This is a genomic window from Hydrogenophaga palleronii (assembly GCF_031457455.1).
Lineage (GTDB): Bacteria > Pseudomonadota > Gammaproteobacteria > Burkholderiales > Burkholderiaceae_C > Hydrogenophaga > Hydrogenophaga palleronii_A.
Map to the genome: position 1 here is coordinate 232,503 of NZ_JAVDWU010000010.1, position 17,590 is coordinate 250,092.

The following is a 17,590-nucleotide window of genomic DNA, read 5'->3' on the forward strand; positions in this document are numbered from 1 at the left end:
CCAGCCTGGTCCGGACCGGCTCAGGCGGGCGGGTACAACACCATTTGCGTGCAGCGAAACAGCGCGATCGTCTTGCCCGTATCGCGGTGCGAGACCACCGCGTCCCAGACCTGTGTGGTGCGACCCAGGTGCACCGGGCGCGCCACGCATTCGATCGTGCCTTCGCGCGCCGTGCCCAGGTGGTTGCTCTTGAGTTCGATGGTGGTGAAGCCGTTCGCCTGCGCCGGTAGGTTGGTCACGCAGCCATAGCCCGAACAGGTGTCGGCCAGCGTGACCACGCTGCCCGCGTGCAGGAACCCGTTGGGCGCCATGGTGTGGGGCCGCACTTCAAGTTCGGCACGCACCTCGTCTTTGCCCACATGCGTGACCACCATGCCCAGGTGGCCGGGCAAGGCGGTGGCGCCGCGTTGGTTGAATTGTTCGGCTAGGTTGTCCATGTGGGTCTCCATTGGGTGAAAGGGTTGAAATGGGGTGGGTGAAGGTGCTCAGCGGGTCCAGCTGCCCATGCGAATGGCAAGGGCAATCGTGCTGCCGTACACCACAAAGCTGAGCGCAATCACCGCAAACAGCGCATGGGCCGGCGCCTGGAACACGTGCACACACAGCCAGCCACCCACCACCAGAATCAGCAGCCGGCCCACGCTGGCCGCGAGTGGCCAGAACAGACGCGCCGCGCCTTGCGATGCAAAAAACAGGGCCAGTCCCAGGCCGAAGAAGGCGTAGCAGGCACCCACGATGTTCAGGTACAAACCACCGAACGCGCGCACATCCAGCGCGTCGGTAAACAGGTTCATCCACAGCCCGGGCGCCAGTGCCGTGACCACCCCGATGGTTCCGGTGATCGCCGCCACCAGCGCCCCACCCACCCAGGCCACCCGCACCGCGCGCGCCGACTGCCCCGCGCCCATGTTCGTGGCCACCATGGCAGTAAGCGCCGTGCCAAAACCAAACGCGATCGGCACCAGGATGTACTCTAGCCGCGCCGCCACGCCAAAGCCGGCCAGCGCTGCCGTGCCGTAGCTGCCCACGAAGGCGGTGGCCACGGCGATCGAGGTGTTGCTGATCACCGGGCTCATCGATGCGGGCAGCCCCACACGCAGCAGGTCGCGCAGCATCGGCAGGTGCACCCGCCACGCTAGGCGCCGCAGGTGCACCGCACCAGAGGTGCGCCACAGGTAACCCAGCAAGCACAGCGCGGCCGCCGCGTTGACGCACAGCGTGCTCATGGCCGCCCCGGCCACCCCCAGCGCGGGCACCGGCCCCCAGCCGAACACCAGCAAGGGGCACAGCGCCAAGTGCAACAAGGCCGTGCCAAAAAGCAGCGCCGAAGGCAGCACCATGTTGCCCAGGCCGCGCACCACCGCCGCCAGCACATTGGTGAACCAGATCACCGCCGCACCACCGAACAGCACGGTCGAATACGCCAGCGCCGCCTCCAACGCAGCACCCTGCCCGCCCATGCCACTGAAGATGCCGCGCCCGAACCCGAGCATGACCACCATGAACACCACCGCCATCAGCGCCGCCACCAGCAAGGCCTGCTGCGCCAGCCGGTTCGCATCTTCCTCGCGGCCAGCGCCCAGCGCGCGCGCCACGGCGGCGGTGGTGGCGCCGCCAATGCCACCGGCCGACATCTGCAGCATCAGCATCGACAGCGGGAACACCAGCGCAATGCCAGCGAGCGCCTCCGCACCCAACAGCCCGAGGATGTAGCCGTCGTAGCCGATCACGATCGTCATCGCGAACAGGCCCATCACGTTCGGCGTGGCCAGGCGCAGCAGCGTGGGCAGCAAGGGTGCATGCAGCATCTGCTGCACGCGGTCGCGCGCCGGGTTCGCGGGTGGGGTTTCGATGGACAGGGTGGTGTTCATGGTCGGGTTCTCCCGTGGGGGATCAGCGCCGGTAACAACCCGGCGGCGTCTGCATCGGTTCCGTGCTGGGCGAAGACCTAAATATGATGATCGTCATAATATTTGGCGAAAAAAAGGAGGCCTCTTTGGCCAGACGGATGAAGACCACGATTCAGCCCGGTTCAGGCGCGTCGTATTGCGCCAGCAGTACGGCCCGGTTGTCGGCCAGCAAGGCTCGGCCTTCGGCGGTATGGCCCAGGGCACGCGCCATCTGCAAGGCTCCCACCATCTGGCACGCCACCGCCGTGGCCGCACCCGGTGCCGTGCCAGCGGGCAGCGTGCGCGCCACCCGGCCCACCAGGTTGCGCACGCGCTGCGCAGCCGCCTCGCGCACTTCAGGCGCCTGGCGCGGCATCTCCGACACCAATGCCGCCACTGCACAACCCTCTTCCGTGCCGCTCAGGTGCCGATCCGACAGATAGCCTTCCACCAGCGCACGGAACGGGCTCGCACCGCGCGCCTCACGGATCGTTTGCCCTTTGTTCAGACGCTCTGCACTCTGCCTGCCGGCATGTTCCAGCGCCTCCACCAACAAGGCATCACGCGAGGCAAAGTGCGCGTAGAACCCACCATGCGTCAGCCCAGCCTCTTTCATGATGTCGGCCACGCCCACCCCCTGAAACCCCGCACGTCGGATCGCGCGTGCAGCCGTTTCCAGAATACGCTCGTGGGTCAGGGCCTTGCGGCCGGGGGCGGTTTCCATCGCGGCATGGTAGCAGAAATATGATGATCGTCATACTCACGAATGACGTACCCTCCCCCTCTGTTTGGACCTCCCACTATTCCTGTGCCATGACCGCGCCCGATTTACCCCCAACGTCCGACCCCATCACCCGCCACCTGCGCATCACGGGCCGTGTGCAAGGCGTGGGCTACCGCTGGAGCATGGCGCAACAGGCGCAGCGGCTGGGTGTGACTGGCTGGGTGCGCAACCGAACTGATGGCAGTGTGGAAGCGGTGGCCCAGGGATCGACCAACGTGGTGCAGGCACTGATTGAGTGGGCGCATCACGGTCCAGGGCCAGCCCAGGTGGCGGGTGTGGCGGTGACCGAGACTGAGGCTGGCGAGGTGCTCGGCAGATTTGAACAGCGGGAGACGGTGTAGGGCGCGCTCCCGCATAAGATGCGTCTCTCACCTGAGGGAGGCCAACATGATCGTTTTCCTGATCGATGCAGACAACCTGAACTCGCCCGCCTGGGTCAACGAAGCCATCGCAGCCATCGAATCCAACGAGGGGCCGATCGCCGTGCGGCGGGCCTACGGCAGCGCGGAAAACCTCAAAGGCCTGGCCGAACCATTGCGCGAATGGGCCATCCGCCCCTACCTCAACGTCTACCTCACCAAGAACACCACCGACATGGCACTCGCGGTGGACGCCATGGAGCTGGCCTGTCAGATACCCGCGCCGCAAACCCTGGTCATCGGTTCGGGCGACGCGGACTTTGTGCCCCTGGTCGTGCGCTTGCGCGAGCGGGGCATCAAGGTCCTGTGCGCGTCCGAGTACGGCAAGATGGCCCCCGAAGCCGTCAAGGCCTACGACGGCGTGATCTACGTGGGCCGCAATACCCGTGCTGAAGCAGTTCCAGCGAAGACCCCACCCCCACCCAAGAAGGCCGCTACCGCACCCGCATCCGCAAAAAAGTCCCCAGCAAAGAAGGCACCAGCGGCCAAGAAAACCGCCGCAAAGGCCGCGCCTGCTACGCCAGCCGACAAGGTCACCACAGACATGGTCCTGCAAGCCGTCCCCAAACTGCGCACGGGCGATTGGCTGCCCATCTCAGACGCGGCCAGGGCCCTGCACGACCAGAAGCTCCTGAGCAAGAGCGCCTCCAGCGTCAAAGTGTTCAAGCGCTTCCCAACCCACTTTGAACTCAAACCCGCCAAGCAGCCCAACCAGGTACGGTATCTTGTCTTGGGCGGGTCGAGCGCCCCAGCAGGCAACCCGCAATGATGAGACCGGATAGCTCCGCCGTCTGGTGAAGCTTGTCCAAGCGGCTTCAGCCACAGCGATTGTGTCAACAGGGTCGACGCAATCGAGTTGATGACTCGGGATTGGCATCGTCGCACTCAGGGTGTACAGACCCAGAAGTGCTACGCAGGAGAGGAAGCGGCGTATGCCATGCCGCCTTCCCACACAATGCGCAACTTCGCCAGCAGCCCAGCCGGCACCCGTTCATCCTCGCTTGCATCCTCCAGCGTGGTCCGCATCGCTTCGGCAATCGTCTGCAGCGTGCGCGCGGGCTGGCTCACACCGCAGATGCGACGGCCGAAATCGATCAGCGCCTCCCGGGTCGGGTAGGCCTTGTTGTGGTGTTTGCCGGCGAACAGTTTCAGTGCCAGCGTGCGGTCGGTCAGTTCTGGGCCGCCGGGGTATTGCGTGTAGGTGTAGATGCTGGTGGTGACCACGTCGAACAAGGGCGAGAGCCACACGTCTGCAGCAGACCGGTAAAGCACACCGAGATTCTTGAGGTGGGCGTCGCCGTTGTGCACCATCACCGACAGGGCCACCTGCTCAAAAAAACGGTGCAATTCGCGGGCGGGCAGCTGAAGCTGGCGCAGCAGCTCGGCCACGCGCTGGTAGCTGCCCTGGTACTTTCGGTCCGACAGCACATCGCGCACGCGCAGGCCGGCCAGCGCAGCAATGTCCTCAAAGCCCAGGCGTTCGATACGGCCGTCGGCGTGGGTCACGAGATCGAAGCGGTCGAGGATGAGCATCTGCCCGTCGTGGGAAAGATCAAACCCGGGCACCTCGATCCCGGCCCGGCGCGCGGCGCTCAGGCACAGGTATTCGTTGGCCGCCAGGCCCGGGTAGGCGGGGCTGGCCGCTTTCACGATGAGCGAGGGGATGGGCACGGTGGGCTGGTCGGGCACCATGATCTTGGGTTGCATGCCGGCAATGCCGGCGCCCGTGCTGAGGTAGGCCGCCATCAGGTCGTTGAAGACCTCGGGCGTGTAGCGCGTCTGCAGCAACTCGGCTTTGCTCAGCACCCGCGGAGTGGCTGCAGGGGGCCGGTCGGGCAGGCTGTAGCCCAGTCGCCCGATGCCGTTGCGACCGATCAGCGCCAGCAGGTGCATGGGGGACATCGGCTGCTTGGGGAACAACTGCCGGATCTTCATGAACAGATCGCCCTCGGGCAGGTTCTGGTCCATGGGCGGGAACAGGTCGCCGTCTTGCCAGGTCAGACGCTCAGCGGCGGGCATGAGCAAGGCGACGGCGGGTTGCGCCGGGTCGGGGTCGAGGTAGCGAAACTCGTAGGTGGATGCCTTGAGCAACTGGCCGGCCTGCGCGTTGTCGCCAATGGCCACCTGCAGTTGGCGCAGCTTGTCAGGGAGGGCCGTCATCGCCATCGCCGTCGTCTTCGTCGTCCAGTTGGAACCGGCGGGCGACCTCTTCAGCCGACGGCAGGCCAGCCCGCTCCAGCCGCAGCGCCAGGCCGAGTGCCCCCGCCACCGCCAGCAGCGACGACACGGTGGTGTCTTCGCCGGCTTCAAGCCGGTAGATCACTTCGCGCACCTTGCCGGCCTTCTCAGCCAGCTGGGATTTGCTCATCCCCAGCGCTTCGCGCTGCTGGCGCAACTGGGTGCCCAGCTGGTCAGGAAGGCGGATGATGTCAGTCATGACTTGCATTTTGGCCCTGAAATAGCCGATTTGCAAGCCAAAACTTACAAGCTGTCGGGTGACAGGGAAAGTGAAAAGTGACCCGTTGATCTTCAAGAGGTTTTTCAGCAACCTTGTCAGCGATCAAGTCCCGTGTGACACAGATCGTGAAAAAAGCCGGGATCCATGCTAAGACAAGTGAAAAAAACGTGACGGCTCATTTTTCGGCGCGGAACGGTCGCTCTGCGTTGCGAGCCGAGTCCCCGCAACATCTCCTGTCCAGACCACGCTTAGCCCGGTGCTCAACGCCTGAGCAGTTCGGCAGACTAAACCGCCCCGGCCTGAGGCGGTTCAGTTAAGGCGCGGTTGCCGGAGCGCCGTAGACGATGCCCCGTCCCACCGTGCTCATGTACACCACCCCTTCGGCATTCATGTCGCCCACCACTAACTGGCCGTTCCCGGGGCCGCCGAACTGGTGCGCGTCGTCATTGATGCGGATCCAGCTCGCTCCGGCATCGACAGAACGGTAGAGGCCCCGCTTGCCACCATCTACGGCGCCCCAGATGAACACCGTGGGGTAACTCGCGCCAGCGAGCGTCTTGCCAAACCCCACCGCACTGCAAGACGTCACGTTGGACAGTCGGCTGAAAGAGGCACCGGAGTTGGTGGAGCGCACCAAGCCACCGTCCCTCAGTGCCACCCACAGGTCGCCCTCGCGGCCTGGGGCAGGAACGAGCCTCGTGGAGCCGCCGGCGGCCAACGTGGTAGCGACCGCGAAGCCTGAACCGCCGTCGCTGCTGGTCAGCACTTGGCCGCTGGCGCTATCGTATGCATAGAACTTGTTCGCCCTCACCGGATCGGCCGCCGGCCGAACCGGGCGTCCGCTCAGGGCGGACACAGCGCCCCACGTCGGGCCTGCGCTTGCAAAATTCGTCGAGCGGTAGGTGCTCGACACACCACCAGCGGTCAACGTGTGCAGCAGCGTGCTGCCGTCCGCCGACAACGCGACGGCACCATTCGTGGTTGTGGCCTGGGCCATCGGCACCTGCGTCCAGGTGACGCCCGTGTCGGTCGAGCGATACATCTTGTCGCGTCCGACGCGCACAACGACCGAGGTGTTGGCCGCCGCCACCGCCAACCCGGAGGTGGTGCCGATGCGCGGCGTGTGGATGGGCGCATAGGCGGAAACGTCGGTGTGGCGGAACCCGTCGTAGTCGCCGATCACCGACAGCAGCGGCCCTCCGGGCACGCTCACCAGATCGAGAGGCACCGTCTCCTCCAGGCCCCTGACGGCAAAGGTCCAGGTCGTCGGCACTGCATCCAGGTTGGCGGTGCGGAAGACACCGTTGCCGGAGGTGACCCACGCGGCCTTGGGGTCGAACGGATCGAACTCGATGCTGTTCGCCCAGTGGATGGTGTTGCCGCCCACCCAGCTCACCCCGCCGGTGCCCAGGGCAAAGCCACGTGCCACCACGTCGGTCCAGGTGCTCCCGCCGGTGATCGTGACGAAGAAGTGGTCACCCCAGCCGCTGCCCTGCTGCAGCCAGTTGTTGACGGTCGACACCAGCACCCGCTGCGAGTTGTTCGGGTCCGTGGTGACGCCGGAGAACGGCCCGGTGATTCCCGCAGGCGTGACGTTGGTCCAGGCGCCACTGGCGACGCTGTACTTCCACACCTGGCCTGCGTCCATCGGCTCGGGCAGGGTCAGGCTCCTCGAGTCTCCGTGCGGGCCGGATCCATTGCCGTAGGTGATGTAGAGGCTACCGTCACTGGCCAGCGCAGCACGCTGGGGGATCAACCCGGCCGGCGCGTTGGCCACGGCGCTGAAGCTTGCACCTGCGTTGTTGCTGCGGTAGAGGTTCGTGCCGACCGAGCCGTAGCGCGAGACGCCCACGATGATGCGCTGTGCAACGCCGTTGATCACGCTGGCGGGATCGAGGACCACGAAGCTGATGCCGGCTTCGTTGGGTGTGCCGGTCACGGGCAATGCGTTCACGCGCGCGAAGCTGGCACCGGAGTCGGTGCTCTTGAACAAGCCGTTGTTGCGAGAACCGACGTAGAGCACGTTGCTGCTGCCGGGATCGACCTGCATCTTCTCGCCGTTGCCGCGCCCCATGCCGTTGCCGTGGACACGGAACAGTGCGCTGACGTCAGTGGTACGCGCGAAGGTGGCGCCGTAGTCGGCCGACCGCATCACCACCGTTTTCCCGTTGCTGAAGTAGGAGGTCCCGGCGAGCACGTAGACCACGGCCGGGTCTTTGGGGTCCAGGGCCATCGATTCCACTCCCATGAGACCGACGTCGTCTTCCGACAGACCGTCGAGCAAGGGCACCCACCGTCCCATGGCGTTGTCCCAGCGATACGCGCCACCAACGTCGGTGCGCGCGTAGAACAGGTTCCGCTGCGTCTTGCTCGGGATCACGGCTGTCACGAACCCTCCGCCACCGATCGCGACATTGCCCCAGCGATAGGACTGAGCCTGCTCGCTTGGCGGTGCTGGTGCTGGTGCTGGTGCTGGTGCTGGTGCAGGCGCGGGTGCTGGTGCAGGCGCGGGTGCTGGTGCAGGCGCGGGTGCTGGTGCAGGCGCGGGTGCTGGTGCAGGCGATGCAGCAGTTTTCACGTAGCAGGCCTTTTTCACCCTGCGCAAGGGATCGCCGAAAACTTTATTGGTGCAGGCCACAGCCCCTCTGATGTTGCGTGGGCGCGTCCAACTGGTGCGCGCACCGTAGATCACCTGGGCCGTGCCGGTAAAGCTGCAGCGCTTGTCTTCGGCAGCGCAGAACTTGTAACCTGCCGGTGGCCGGTTGGCGCTTTGCGCCTGGGCCAGGTCCGCAACGCCTGCCAGACAGGCCAGCGCCAGCCCGACGACCAAAGGGCGAAGGCTTCTCGGCGCTGCGTGAAAGAGTTGTTTTTTCTTCATTATTTCCTCGACGGGCAGTGACTTTGAATTCTTTGACGCGCAGCCAAGAATGCGGACTCAGGCATTTCAAGGAGCTGGAGAATATCGGCCAAAGCGGTACTCGGTCACGGCTTCGGACCAAAATCCAGATGAACGGTGGAAGCCGTCGGACGAGCTGCATTGCGGCTCATTGGCATTAACACCTCGCTCGTATTCGGATTCGGAAATTGCCTCGATGGGAATTCAAGCGAGTCATCTGCTGCATGAAGCGTCATCCAGACCAAATGACAATGCACCTACTTTGTTGGATGCCAATGGCAAACCACTAATGCGTGCGCTCTGAGTCCGCAGACACCAGTTCGCACGGCAATGTGAGATGTGATTGCGATCAGCAGGCCGATCAAACCAAACAAGTGGACTGCAGCTTAGGAACCCGAAGAGCCGGTCGCCTCGGCGGGTAGCAGTCGCACGGCCCCCTCGTGTGGCTCACCGCTGTTGAGTGGCCGCTGCTGGAGGTGCAACGGTCGGTCGCTTGGCAGACGAGGAATGGCAGGTTCCCGCAGCGGCTGTGATCGGGACCCAAAAACCTGACCGGCCGCAGTCAGCCTTTCACTGCCATCCAATCGCTGGGCACAGGGCCTCTAGTAGCACCTTGGCAACGACAGACCTAGCAACAAAGAGCATCAAGAAGGGCGCTTGTGGATCTGCAGGTCCATCTAGGCCACTTTACTGGTATTTCCCATAGCCCAGTCTGTGCCGGCTCTTGAGGAACCTGCGGGACGCAGCCGGTTTTTTGCAATAACTCTGGCAGTAGTTTTTCACTAACTTGGCAAAGTTTTCACTTTCCCTGGCATCCGACACAATCAGACGTCGATATTCCCCGCCCTCAACGCATTCGTCTCAATGAAATCCCTGCGCGGCTCCACCTCGTCGCCCATCAGCATCGTGAACACCCGGTCCGCCTCGATCGCGTCATCGATCTGCACGCGCAGCAGGCGGCGCACGGTGGGATCCATGGTGGTTTCCCAGAGTTGGGCGGGGTTCATTTCGCCCAAACCCTTGTAGCGCTGGCGGCTGGTGGTGCGTTCGGCTTCGCTGATGAGCCAGCGCATGGCCACGCGGAAGTCGACCACCTTTTCTTCCTTCTGTTTGTCGCCTTCGCCACGCATCACCTTGGCGCCTTCGCCCAGTAGGCCGCGGAAGGTTTCTGCTGCGGTGGCCAGGGCGGCGTAGTCGGCGCCGTGCACAAAGTCCTGCGTGATGATGCTGGACTTGATGTTGCCGTGGTGGCGGCGGCTGATGCGCAGAATGGGTTTGTCGCTGCGGGCGTCAAACTCGCTGGCCACTTCGGCGGGCACGCCGGTGGTGGTCAGTTCGCGCAGCTTGGTCTGCAGGGCAATGGCGCTGGCTTCGGCCTGTTCCACGCTGTCGAGGTTGATGGACACGCCGTCGGCCATGGCGCGCAGGGCTTCGGCGTCCATGAAGTTGGACAGGCGCGCAATCACGCTCTCGGCCACCTGGTGCTTGCGTGCCAGTTCGCCCAGGGTGTCGCCTTCCAGCGTGGTGCCGGTGGCGCCGCCAGTGAACACTTTCGCTTCCTTGAGCGCAATGCGCAGCAGGAAACCGTCGAGCGCGGGTGCGTCTTTCAGGTAGAGCTCTTCCTTGCCGGCCTTCACCTTGTACAGCGGGGGTTGGGCAATGTAGATATAACCCCGCTCCACCAGCTCGGGCATCTGGCGGTAAAAGAAGGTCAGCAGCAGGGTGCGGATGTGGGCGCCGTCCACGTCGGCGTCGGTCATGATGATGATGCGGTGGTAGCGCAGCTTGGCGACGTTGAAATCGTCCACCCCGGTGCTGCCACCCGCACCCGTGGCCTTGCCGATGCCGGTGCCCAGGGCGGTGATGAGCGTGAGGATTTCGTTGCTGGTCAGCAGCTTCTCGTAGCGTGCTTTTTCCACGTTCAGGATCTTGCCGCGCAGCGGCAGGATCGCCTGGAACTTGCGGTCGCGGCCCTGCTTGGCTGAGCCACCGGCGGAGTCGCCCTCCACGATGTAGATCTCGCACAGCGCGGGGTCTTTTTCCTGGCAGTCGGCCAATTTGCCGGGCAGGCCCATGCCATCGAGCACGCCTTTGCGGCGCGTCATCTCGCGGGCCTTGCGTGCGGCCTCACGGGCGCGCGCGGCTTCCACGATCTTGCCGCAGATGATCTTGGCGTCGTTCGGGCGCTCCTGCAGGTAGTCGGTGAGCAGGCGGCTCACGATGTCTTCCACCGGGCCGCGCACTTCGCTGGACACCAGCTTGTCTTTGGTCTGGCTGCTGAACTTGGGCTCGGGCACCTTCACGCTCAACACACAGCACAGGCCTTCGCGCATGTCGTCACCGGTGACTTCAACCTTGGCCTTTTTGGCCAGTTCGTTTTCTTCGATGTACTTGTTGATGACGCGTGTCATGCCCGCTCGCAGGCCGGTGAGGTGGGTGCCGCCGTCGCGCTGCGGAATGTTGTTGGTGAAGCACAGCACTTGCTCGTTGTAGCCGCTGTTCCACTGCATGGCCACTTCCACGCCGATGTTGGTGCCCTGATCGCTCTGGCGGTCGCCCAGCGCGTGGAACACGTTGGGGTGCAGAACGGTCTTGCCCTTGTTGATGAAGTCCACAAAGCCCTTGACGCCGCCGGCGCCGGAGAAGTCGTCTTCCTTGTTGGACCGTTCGTCTTTCAAACGGATGCGCACGCCGTTGTTCAGAAAGCTGAGTTCGCGCAGGCGCTTGCTCAGGATTTCGTAGTGGAAGTCGGCGTTCTCGCGGAAGATGTCGTAGTCAGGCAGGAAGTGCACTTCGGTGCCGCGCTTCTCCGTGGGGCCGGTCACGCGCATGGGCGAAATCTCGATGCCGTCGGCGTTCTTCTCCAGCAGACGGTTCTGCACAAAGCCGCGCGCGAATTCGATCTGGTGCACATGGCCTTCGCGGCGCACGGTCAGGCGCAGCCATTGGCTCAGCGCGTTCACGCAGCTTACGCCCACGCCGTGCAGGCCACCTGAGACCTTGTAGCTGTTCTGGTTGAACTTGCCGCCGGCGTGCAGCTCGGTCAGCGCGATCTCGGCGGCCGAGCGCTTGGGCTCGTGCTTGTCGTCCATCTTCACGCCGGTGGGAATGCCGCGCCCGTTGTCGACCACGCTGATGGAGTTGTCGGTGTGGATGGTCACCAGGATGTCGTCGCAGTGGCCGGCCAGCGCTTCGTCGATGGAGTTGTCGACCACCTCAAACACCAGGTGGTGCAGACCGGTGCCGTCTGACGTGTCGCCGATGTACATGCCGGGGCGCTTGCGCACCGCTTCCAGGCCTTCCAGGATCTGGATCGAGCCTTCGCCGTAGCCTTCGCTGGCGCCGGCCTGGTGGGCGTCGATGGTGGGCTGGAAGTTGGAGCTGGCGGAGCCCGCTTCACCGGTGTTGACGGATTCGGAGCCGGGGTTGGCGGGCTGATTCGCTTCGGACATGGTGGATTTCTCTGACACTTAAAAACGCCAAACCCGCTCTGAGCGGGTTGGTCTGGGGACTCTGAACAGGGGCGGATCAGATCCGCATGGGCATCACAACGTACTTGAAGGCGTTGTCGTCGGGGTTGGTGACCAGCGCCGAACTGTTGCCATCGGAAAGCTCGATGCGCACCATTTCCTGCGACATGTTCTGCAGCGCGTCGATCAGGTAGGTGACGTTGAAACCGATCTCGATGGCGTCGCCACCGTAGTCGACGTCCAACTCGTCCACAGCTTCTTCCTGCTCGGCGTTGCTCGAGGCCACGCGCAGCACGCCGGGTTCGATGTTCAGGCGCACGCCCTTGAACTTCTCGCTCGTCATGATGGCGGTGCGCTGCAGCGAAGCCAGCAGAGGCGCACGGCCCAGGGTGACGATGTTCTTGTGGTTCTTCGGAATGACGCGGTTGTAGTCGGGGAACTTGCCCTCGACCAGCTTGGTGACGAACTCCATGCCGTCAAAGCTGAACTTGGCCTGGTTGGCCGCGAACTGCATCTCGATCCCGCCTTCCTTGTCGCTCAGCAGCCGCTGCAGTTCCAGCACGGTCTTGCGCGGCAGGATCACTTCCTGCTTGGGCACTTCCACGTCCAGCGTGCTGGAGGCAAACGCCAGGCGGTGACCATCGGTGGCCACCAGGCTGAGCTGCTTGCCCTCGGCCACGAACAAAATGCCGTTGAGGTAATAGCGGATGTCGTGCACCGCCATGGCAAATGAGACTTGGCCCAGCAGGCTCTTGAGTGTTTTCTGCGGCACGCTGAAAGCCGGACCAAAGCTGGCCGATTCCTGCACCAGGGGAAAGTCCTCCGCCGGCATGCTCTGGAGCGTGAACCGGCTCTTGCCGCCTTTGAGGATGAGCTTGCCCGCACTCGACTCCAGACTCACGGTCTGGTCGCCCGGCATGGTGCGCAGGATGTCGATCAGTTTGCGAGCGCCCAGGGTGGTGACGAAATTGCCTTCGTCGCCTTCCAGCTCTGCGGTGGTGCGGATCTGGATCTCCAGGTCGCTGGTGGTCAGCTGCAGCTGTGGGCCGGTCTTGCGCAGCAGCACGTTGGCCAGGATGGGCAGCGTGTGTCGCCGCTCCACAATGCCGGCCACCGATTGCAGCGCGGCCAGAACCTTGTCCTGGGTCGATTTCAAAACGATCATTTCAGACTCTTTCGTCGCTTGTGGCCGGATGGCCGGGTTCTCTTGCCTCGCCTGACTGAACCTCGGTGTAAGCAAAACACCCTCTATTTTCGCCTTTTTGTCGAGGGTTCCTTTGAAACGCGCCGGAACTGCGATTCCGGGTGCTGCAATGAACGAAGCAATGGCGGTGGCTGGCTGGAACCGGGCATGGAGTGCTAGCCCTTGAGCGTCTGTTCCAGCACGTGCAACTGCTGGTTGAGCTCGGTGTTTTGCTGGCGCTCGGCGCCAATCTTGCGCACCGCGTGCAACACCGTGGTGTGGTCGCGCCCGCCAAACAGCTCACCGATCTCGGGCAGGCTCTTCTGGGTGAGCTCCTTGGCCAGGAACATGGCAATCTGTCGGGGGCGCGCGATGCTGGCCGGGCGCTTCTTGCTGTACATGTCGGCGACCTTGATCTTGTAGAAGTCGGCCACCGTTTTCTGGATGTTCTCCACGCTGATCTGCCGGTTCTGGATCGACAGCAGGTCGCGCAAGGCCTCGCGGGCCAGCTGGATGGAGATCTCTTTCTGGTTGAAGCGCGAGTAGGCAAGGATCTTGCGCAGTGCGCCTTCCAATTCGCGCACGTTGGAGCGCACGTTCTTGGCCACGAAGAACGCCACTTCCTCGGGCATCACGGCGTTCTCCAGGGCCGCCTTGTTGATCAGAATGGCCACCCGCATCTCAAGCTCGGGCGGCTCAATGGCCACGGTCAGGCCGGAGTCGAAGCGCGAAACCAGTCGTTCGTGGATGTCGGCCAGACCCTTGGGGTAGGTGTCACTGGTGAGCACGATGTGGCTCTTTTTGGCCAGCAGCGCTTCAAAGGCGTTGAAGAACTCCTCCTGGGTGCGCTCCTTGTTGGCGAAGAACTGCACGTCGTCGATCAGCAGCAGGTCCAGCGAGTGGTAACGCTCCTTGAACTCGTCGAAGGTCTTGCGCTGGTAGGCCTTGACCACATCTGAAACAAATTGTTCAGCGTGGATGTAGAGAACTTTGGCGTTGGGGCGGTCGGACAGCAAATGGTTGCCGATGGCATGCACCAGATGGGTCTTGCCCAAGCCCACACCGCCGTAGATGAACAGCGGGTTGTACAACTGGCCCAGGCTGCCCGCCACGTGCATGGCCGCAGCGCGGGCCATGCGGTTGGCAGAGCCTTCCACCAGGGAGCCAAAGGTCAGTGCCAGGTTCAGGCGGGTCTTGGGGCCACTGGGGTGAACCACCTCCGCGGGCGCGAGGTCGGGCACTTCGGCCAGCAAGGGGTCTTGGGAGACACGTGGAGCAGGCGAAGTCCTGCTGGGCCCTTCGCGCGGAGTGAGTGCCAACTCAAGCACCACAGGGTGGCCTTGTATGTTTTCAAGCAAGGCCGATATGCGTGCCGCGTACTGGGCCCGGATCCAGTCCAGTTTGAAGCGGTTGGCCACGGCCACCACCACTTTGGTGCGGTCGTCGGCCACCGTGGCCGACAGGGGCCGGATCCAGGTATTGAACTGCTGCTCGGGAATGTCTTGTGCCAGTTGCTCGATGCAGGACTGCCACAAGGAGGTGGCATGGGCCGGCAATCTGGCGGAGGAAGTGCCCTCGATCATGTTGGAATACGGGTGCGCTTATGTTGTGGACAATCGGATCGGGGCTGGCCGGGGATTGTAGTGCGGCGGCCCACTTATCCACAAGGGCGCTGGTTGAATTTTCCGCCTCCGCTGCGCCGCGGCTTGAAGTCGCTTCACGGGTGTCAACGCCAAGTGCTTGCCGGGCATTGGAATTGTTTGCGATAATTGCGGGTTTCCCCGATTACTACCGAGCACCATGAAACGCACTTACCAGCCCTCCAAGATCAAACGCGCCCGCACCCACGGCTTTCTGGTTCGCATGAAGACCCGCGGCGGCCGTGCCGTGATCAACGCCCGCCGCGCCAAAGGCCGCAAGCGCCTGGCCGTCTGAGCCCGGATGTGCGGTGCCGGCCATGTCTGGTGCGGCCCTTTTCCGTGGTGAGCCTTGCGCTTGTTCACTGATGCAACGGCTCAAATCCCGGCAGCAGTTTCAGGTCGTCATGGCCGGTGCTCCCGTGGCGAAAACCCCCCACTTTGCGCTGCACAGCACGAGGTTGGGTCATGCGCCAGATGCCCGTCTGCTGTTCCCCGTGGCCGACACCTGGCTGGGTGTGCTGCTGCCCAAACGCTGGGCCCGCAGGGCCGTGACGCGCAACGCCATCCGCCGGCAGATCTACGAAACGGCCAGGGCGATGGCTCCCGACTTGCCTCAGGCCGCCCTGGTGGTGCGCCTTCGCAGCGAGTTCAGCCGCAAGCAATTCCTCAGCGCTACCTCAGATGTGCTCAAACGCGCCGTGCGCGCCGAATTGGAGTTGTTGCTGGGTCGCGTGACAACGCCTTTGCCAAGGGCGCAGGTGCCGGAGACCGCACATGCTGGTTGACTGGCCCCGCAATGTCCTGATCACGCTGGTCAAGGGATACCGCCTGCTGCTCAGTCCGTGGCTGGGCAGCAGTTGCCGTTTTGAGCCCACCTGCTCCGCCTACGCGCTCGAAGCGCTGAACCGCCATGGCGCCGCCCGCGGAAGTTACCTTTCCCTCAGGCGTCTGGGCCGTTGCCATCCCTGGTGCGAAGGGGGCTGTGACCCGGTGCCAGAGCAGGTGCCGCCGCTGTTTTCCCGTCTGATCCCTCCTCCCTCAGAAAAGAAAAATGCGTCATGAATGACATCCGTCGGTCCATCCTGTGGGTGGTATTTGGTCTGTCCATGGTCCTGATCTGGGACAAATGGCAGATCCACAATGGCCAGCAGCCCACGTTCTTCCCTGGCGCCGCGCCCGTGGCCGCACCGGCCGCCGGCACAGCGACCAGCCCGGTCGCAGATGCCAGCCTGCCCGCAGCCACGGCCACGCCAGGCCCGACGACGGGTACGGCCGCTGTTGGCGAGGCGCCCGGCGGTGCGCCGACTGCGGTGGCCCAGCGCCATATGGTCACCACCGATGTGCTCAAGCTCACCTTCAACAGCGAAGGCGGGTCGTTGATCGGTGCCGATCTGCTGGAACATGCGGCGGCCACCCGCTCCAGCAAGGACCAGAGCGAACAGCCTTTCACGCTGTTGACGCAGAACGGCAGCAGCATCTATCTGGCCCAGTCGGGTCTGATCGGTGGCAGCTTCCCCACGCACAAGACGCCCATGACCCTGGCGAGCGGCCCGGTTTCCCTCGCTGATGGTCAGGATGAACTGCAGGTGCGTTTCGAGTCGGCAGAGGTCGGGGGTGTGCAGCTGATCAAGACCTACACCTTGAAGCGCGGGCACTACGACATTGCGGTGCAGCACGAAGTGCGCAACAACACCGGTCAGTCGGTCAGCCCGCAGCTGTACCTGCAGCTGGTTCGTGATGGCAGCAAGCTTGCCAGTGACACGCCCTTCTATTCGACCTTCACCGGCCCGGCCGTGTACTCCGAAGAGAACAAGTTCCAGAAGGTGGAGTTCGAAGATATTGAAAAGAACAAGGCCAGCTTCCAGAAGAACAGCAGTGACGGCTATGTGGCCATGGTCCAGCACTACTTCGCCACAGCCTGGGTGCTTGACGCCGGTGTGGCGCGCGAAAACTTTGCCCGCCGCATTGACAACAACCTGTATGCGGTGGGCGCCATCACGGCGCTGCCTGCACTGGAGCCCGGCCAGTCGCTGAACCAGCAGGCCGTGCTGTTCGTGGGGCCTCAGGACGAGAAGGTGCTGGAGACCATTGCGCCGGGTCTGGAACTGGTGAAGGACTACGGCTGGCTGACCATTCTGGCCAAACCGCTGTACTGGCTGATGGAAAAGATCCACGGCTTCGTGGGCAACTGGGGCTGGTCCATCGTTCTGCTGGTGGTGCTGATCAAGGCGTCGTTCTACTGGCTCAACGCCAGCGCCTACCGCAGCATGGCCAAGATGAAGAAGATCAACCCGCGCATCATGGAAATGCGGGAGCGCCTGAAAGGCAATCCGCAAGCCATGCAGCAGGAGATGATGAAGATGTACCGGGAAGAAAAGGTCAACCCGCTGGGTGGCTGCTTCCCCATCCTGATCCAGATTCCGGTGTTCATCGCCCTGTACTGGGTGCTGCTTTCCAGCGTGGAAATGCGCAACGCGCCCTGGATGGCCTGGATCACCGATTTGTCTTCACCCGATCCCTTCTTCATCCTGCCGCTGGTGATGGCCGCGACGACCATGATCCAGACCGCACTGAACCCGCTGCCGCCGGATCCGCTGCAAGCCAAGCTGATGTGGATGATGCCGCTGATGTTCTCGGTGATGTTCTTCTTCTTCCCGGCCGGTCTGGTGCTCTACTGGATCACCAACAACGTGTTGACGATTGCGCAGCAGGCGCATATCAACCACCGCATGGGCGTGCCATTGAAGTTCACCCTGCCGTTTGATCTCTTTAAAGGCAACACCCCGGCCAAGTGACCGGTTTGTTGTTCTGCTGAAAGGGCCGCTGTAGCGGCCCTTTCCCTTTCCATTCG

The 17,590-nt window shown here is 63.5% G+C and carries 16 protein-coding genes; 7 read left to right on the forward strand and 9 right to left on the reverse strand.

All coding sequences use genetic code 11. The features are described 5' to 3' along the window. Positions 1 to 20 precede the first annotated feature (20 nt). The 3 genes from J2W49_RS21105 to J2W49_RS21115 all read right to left on the reverse strand — a co-directional run bounded on the left by J2W49_RS21105 (position 21) and on the right by J2W49_RS21115 (position 2,613). The gene (locus tag J2W49_RS21105) at positions 21 to 437 is read right to left on the reverse strand and encodes a PaaI family thioesterase (RefSeq protein WP_405001059.1); all 417 of its coding nucleotides are present in this window, start codon (positions 435 to 437) and stop codon (positions 21 to 23) included. A gap of 48 nt (positions 438 to 485) precedes the next feature. Next, positions 486 to 1,871: an MATE family efflux transporter gene (locus J2W49_RS21110; protein WP_310320828.1), complete on the reverse strand. Its 1,386-nt coding sequence runs from the start codon at positions 1,869 to 1,871 to the stop codon at positions 486 to 488. 151 nt (positions 1,872 to 2,022) lie between these two features. Next, on the reverse strand, positions 2,023 to 2,613 hold the full coding sequence (locus J2W49_RS21115) for a TetR/AcrR family transcriptional regulator (protein ID WP_310320829.1): 591 nt from the start codon (positions 2,611 to 2,613) through the stop codon (positions 2,023 to 2,025). Between the two features lie 89 nt (positions 2,614 to 2,702). On the opposite strand from J2W49_RS21115, the gene J2W49_RS21120 reads away from it, so the two are divergent. Both J2W49_RS21120 and J2W49_RS21125 read left to right on the forward strand, forming a co-directional pair. Next, a complete protein-coding gene (locus J2W49_RS21120; protein WP_310320830.1) occupies positions 2,703 to 3,014 on the forward strand; it encodes an acylphosphatase in 312 nt (103 codons plus the stop codon). Positions 3,015 to 3,060: 46 nt separating this feature from the next. Further along, positions 3,061 to 3,861 (forward strand): NYN domain-containing protein, encoded by an 801-nt coding sequence (locus J2W49_RS21125; RefSeq protein WP_310320831.1) that lies wholly within the window; start codon positions 3,061 to 3,063, stop codon positions 3,859 to 3,861. Between the two features lie 140 nt (positions 3,862 to 4,001). Here the strand turns inward: J2W49_RS21125 and J2W49_RS21130 are convergent, their stop codons facing one another. From J2W49_RS21130 to J2W49_RS21140, 3 genes are all read right to left on the reverse strand, one after another. After that, entirely contained in the window at positions 4,002 to 5,252 is a 1,251-nt protein-coding gene (locus tag J2W49_RS21130) for a type II toxin-antitoxin system HipA family toxin (RefSeq protein WP_310320832.1), read from the reverse strand. Further along, positions 5,236 to 5,529 carry a helix-turn-helix domain-containing protein gene (locus J2W49_RS21135; RefSeq protein WP_310320833.1) on the reverse strand — a complete coding sequence of 98 codons (294 nt, stop codon included), beginning with the start codon at positions 5,527 to 5,529 and terminating at the stop codon, positions 5,236 to 5,238. The genes J2W49_RS21130 and J2W49_RS21135 overlap by 17 nt, the downstream gene beginning before the upstream one ends. A 334-nt stretch (positions 5,530 to 5,863) precedes the next feature. Continuing rightward, positions 5,864 to 7,939, reverse strand: coding sequence for a beta propeller repeat protein (locus J2W49_RS21140; RefSeq protein ID WP_310320834.1), 2,076 nt, complete (start codon positions 7,937 to 7,939; stop codon positions 5,864 to 5,866). Positions 7,940 to 7,995: 56 nt separating this feature from the next. On the opposite strand from J2W49_RS21140, the gene J2W49_RS21145 reads away from it, so the two are divergent. Next, positions 7,996 to 8,199, forward strand: a complete 204-nt coding sequence (locus J2W49_RS21145; RefSeq protein ID WP_310320835.1) for a hypothetical protein — start codon at positions 7,996 to 7,998, stop codon at positions 8,197 to 8,199. A 1,071-nt stretch (positions 8,200 to 9,270) separates the two neighbouring features. Here J2W49_RS21145 and gyrB read toward each other — a convergent pair. The 3 genes from gyrB to dnaA form a co-directional block, all read right to left on the reverse strand. Beyond that, the gene (gyrB, locus tag J2W49_RS21150) at positions 9,271 to 11,898 is read right to left on the reverse strand and encodes a DNA topoisomerase (ATP-hydrolyzing) subunit B (RefSeq protein WP_310320836.1); all 2,628 of its coding nucleotides are present in this window, start codon (positions 11,896 to 11,898) and stop codon (positions 9,271 to 9,273) included. Between the two features lie 76 nt (positions 11,899 to 11,974). Next, positions 11,975 to 13,081, reverse strand: coding sequence for a DNA polymerase III subunit beta (gene dnaN, locus J2W49_RS21155; RefSeq protein WP_310320837.1), 1,107 nt, complete (start codon positions 13,079 to 13,081; stop codon positions 11,975 to 11,977). Positions 13,082 to 13,275: 194 nt separating this feature from the next. Next, on the reverse strand, positions 13,276 to 14,682 hold the full coding sequence (gene dnaA, locus J2W49_RS21160; RefSeq protein ID WP_310320838.1) for a chromosomal replication initiator protein DnaA: 1,407 nt from the start codon (positions 14,680 to 14,682) through the stop codon (positions 13,276 to 13,278). Positions 14,683 to 14,899: 217 nt separating this feature from the next. On the opposite strand from dnaA, the gene rpmH reads away from it, so the two are divergent. The 4 genes from rpmH (at position 14,900) to yidC (ending at position 17,534) form a co-directional block, all read left to right on the forward strand. Then, positions 14,900 to 15,034 (forward strand): 50S ribosomal protein L34, encoded by a 135-nt coding sequence (gene rpmH, locus J2W49_RS21165; protein ID WP_066096666.1) that lies wholly within the window; start codon positions 14,900 to 14,902, stop codon positions 15,032 to 15,034. A gap of 70 nt (positions 15,035 to 15,104) precedes the next feature. Beyond that, complete coding sequence (locus J2W49_RS21170; RefSeq protein WP_310320841.1) at positions 15,105 to 15,524, forward strand: ribonuclease P protein component; 420 nt, start codon at positions 15,105 to 15,107, stop codon at positions 15,522 to 15,524. Beyond that, entirely contained in the window at positions 15,514 to 15,801 is a 288-nt protein-coding gene (gene yidD / locus J2W49_RS21175) for a membrane protein insertion efficiency factor YidD (protein ID WP_310320843.1), read from the forward strand. The genes J2W49_RS21170 and yidD overlap by 11 nt, the downstream gene beginning before the upstream one ends. Further along, positions 15,798 to 17,534 carry a membrane protein insertase YidC gene (yidC, locus tag J2W49_RS21180; protein WP_310320845.1) on the forward strand — a complete coding sequence of 579 codons (1,737 nt, stop codon included), beginning with the start codon at positions 15,798 to 15,800 and terminating at the stop codon, positions 17,532 to 17,534. Before yidD ends, yidC begins: the two co-directional genes overlap by 4 nt. Positions 17,535 to 17,590: the final 56 nt, after the last annotated feature.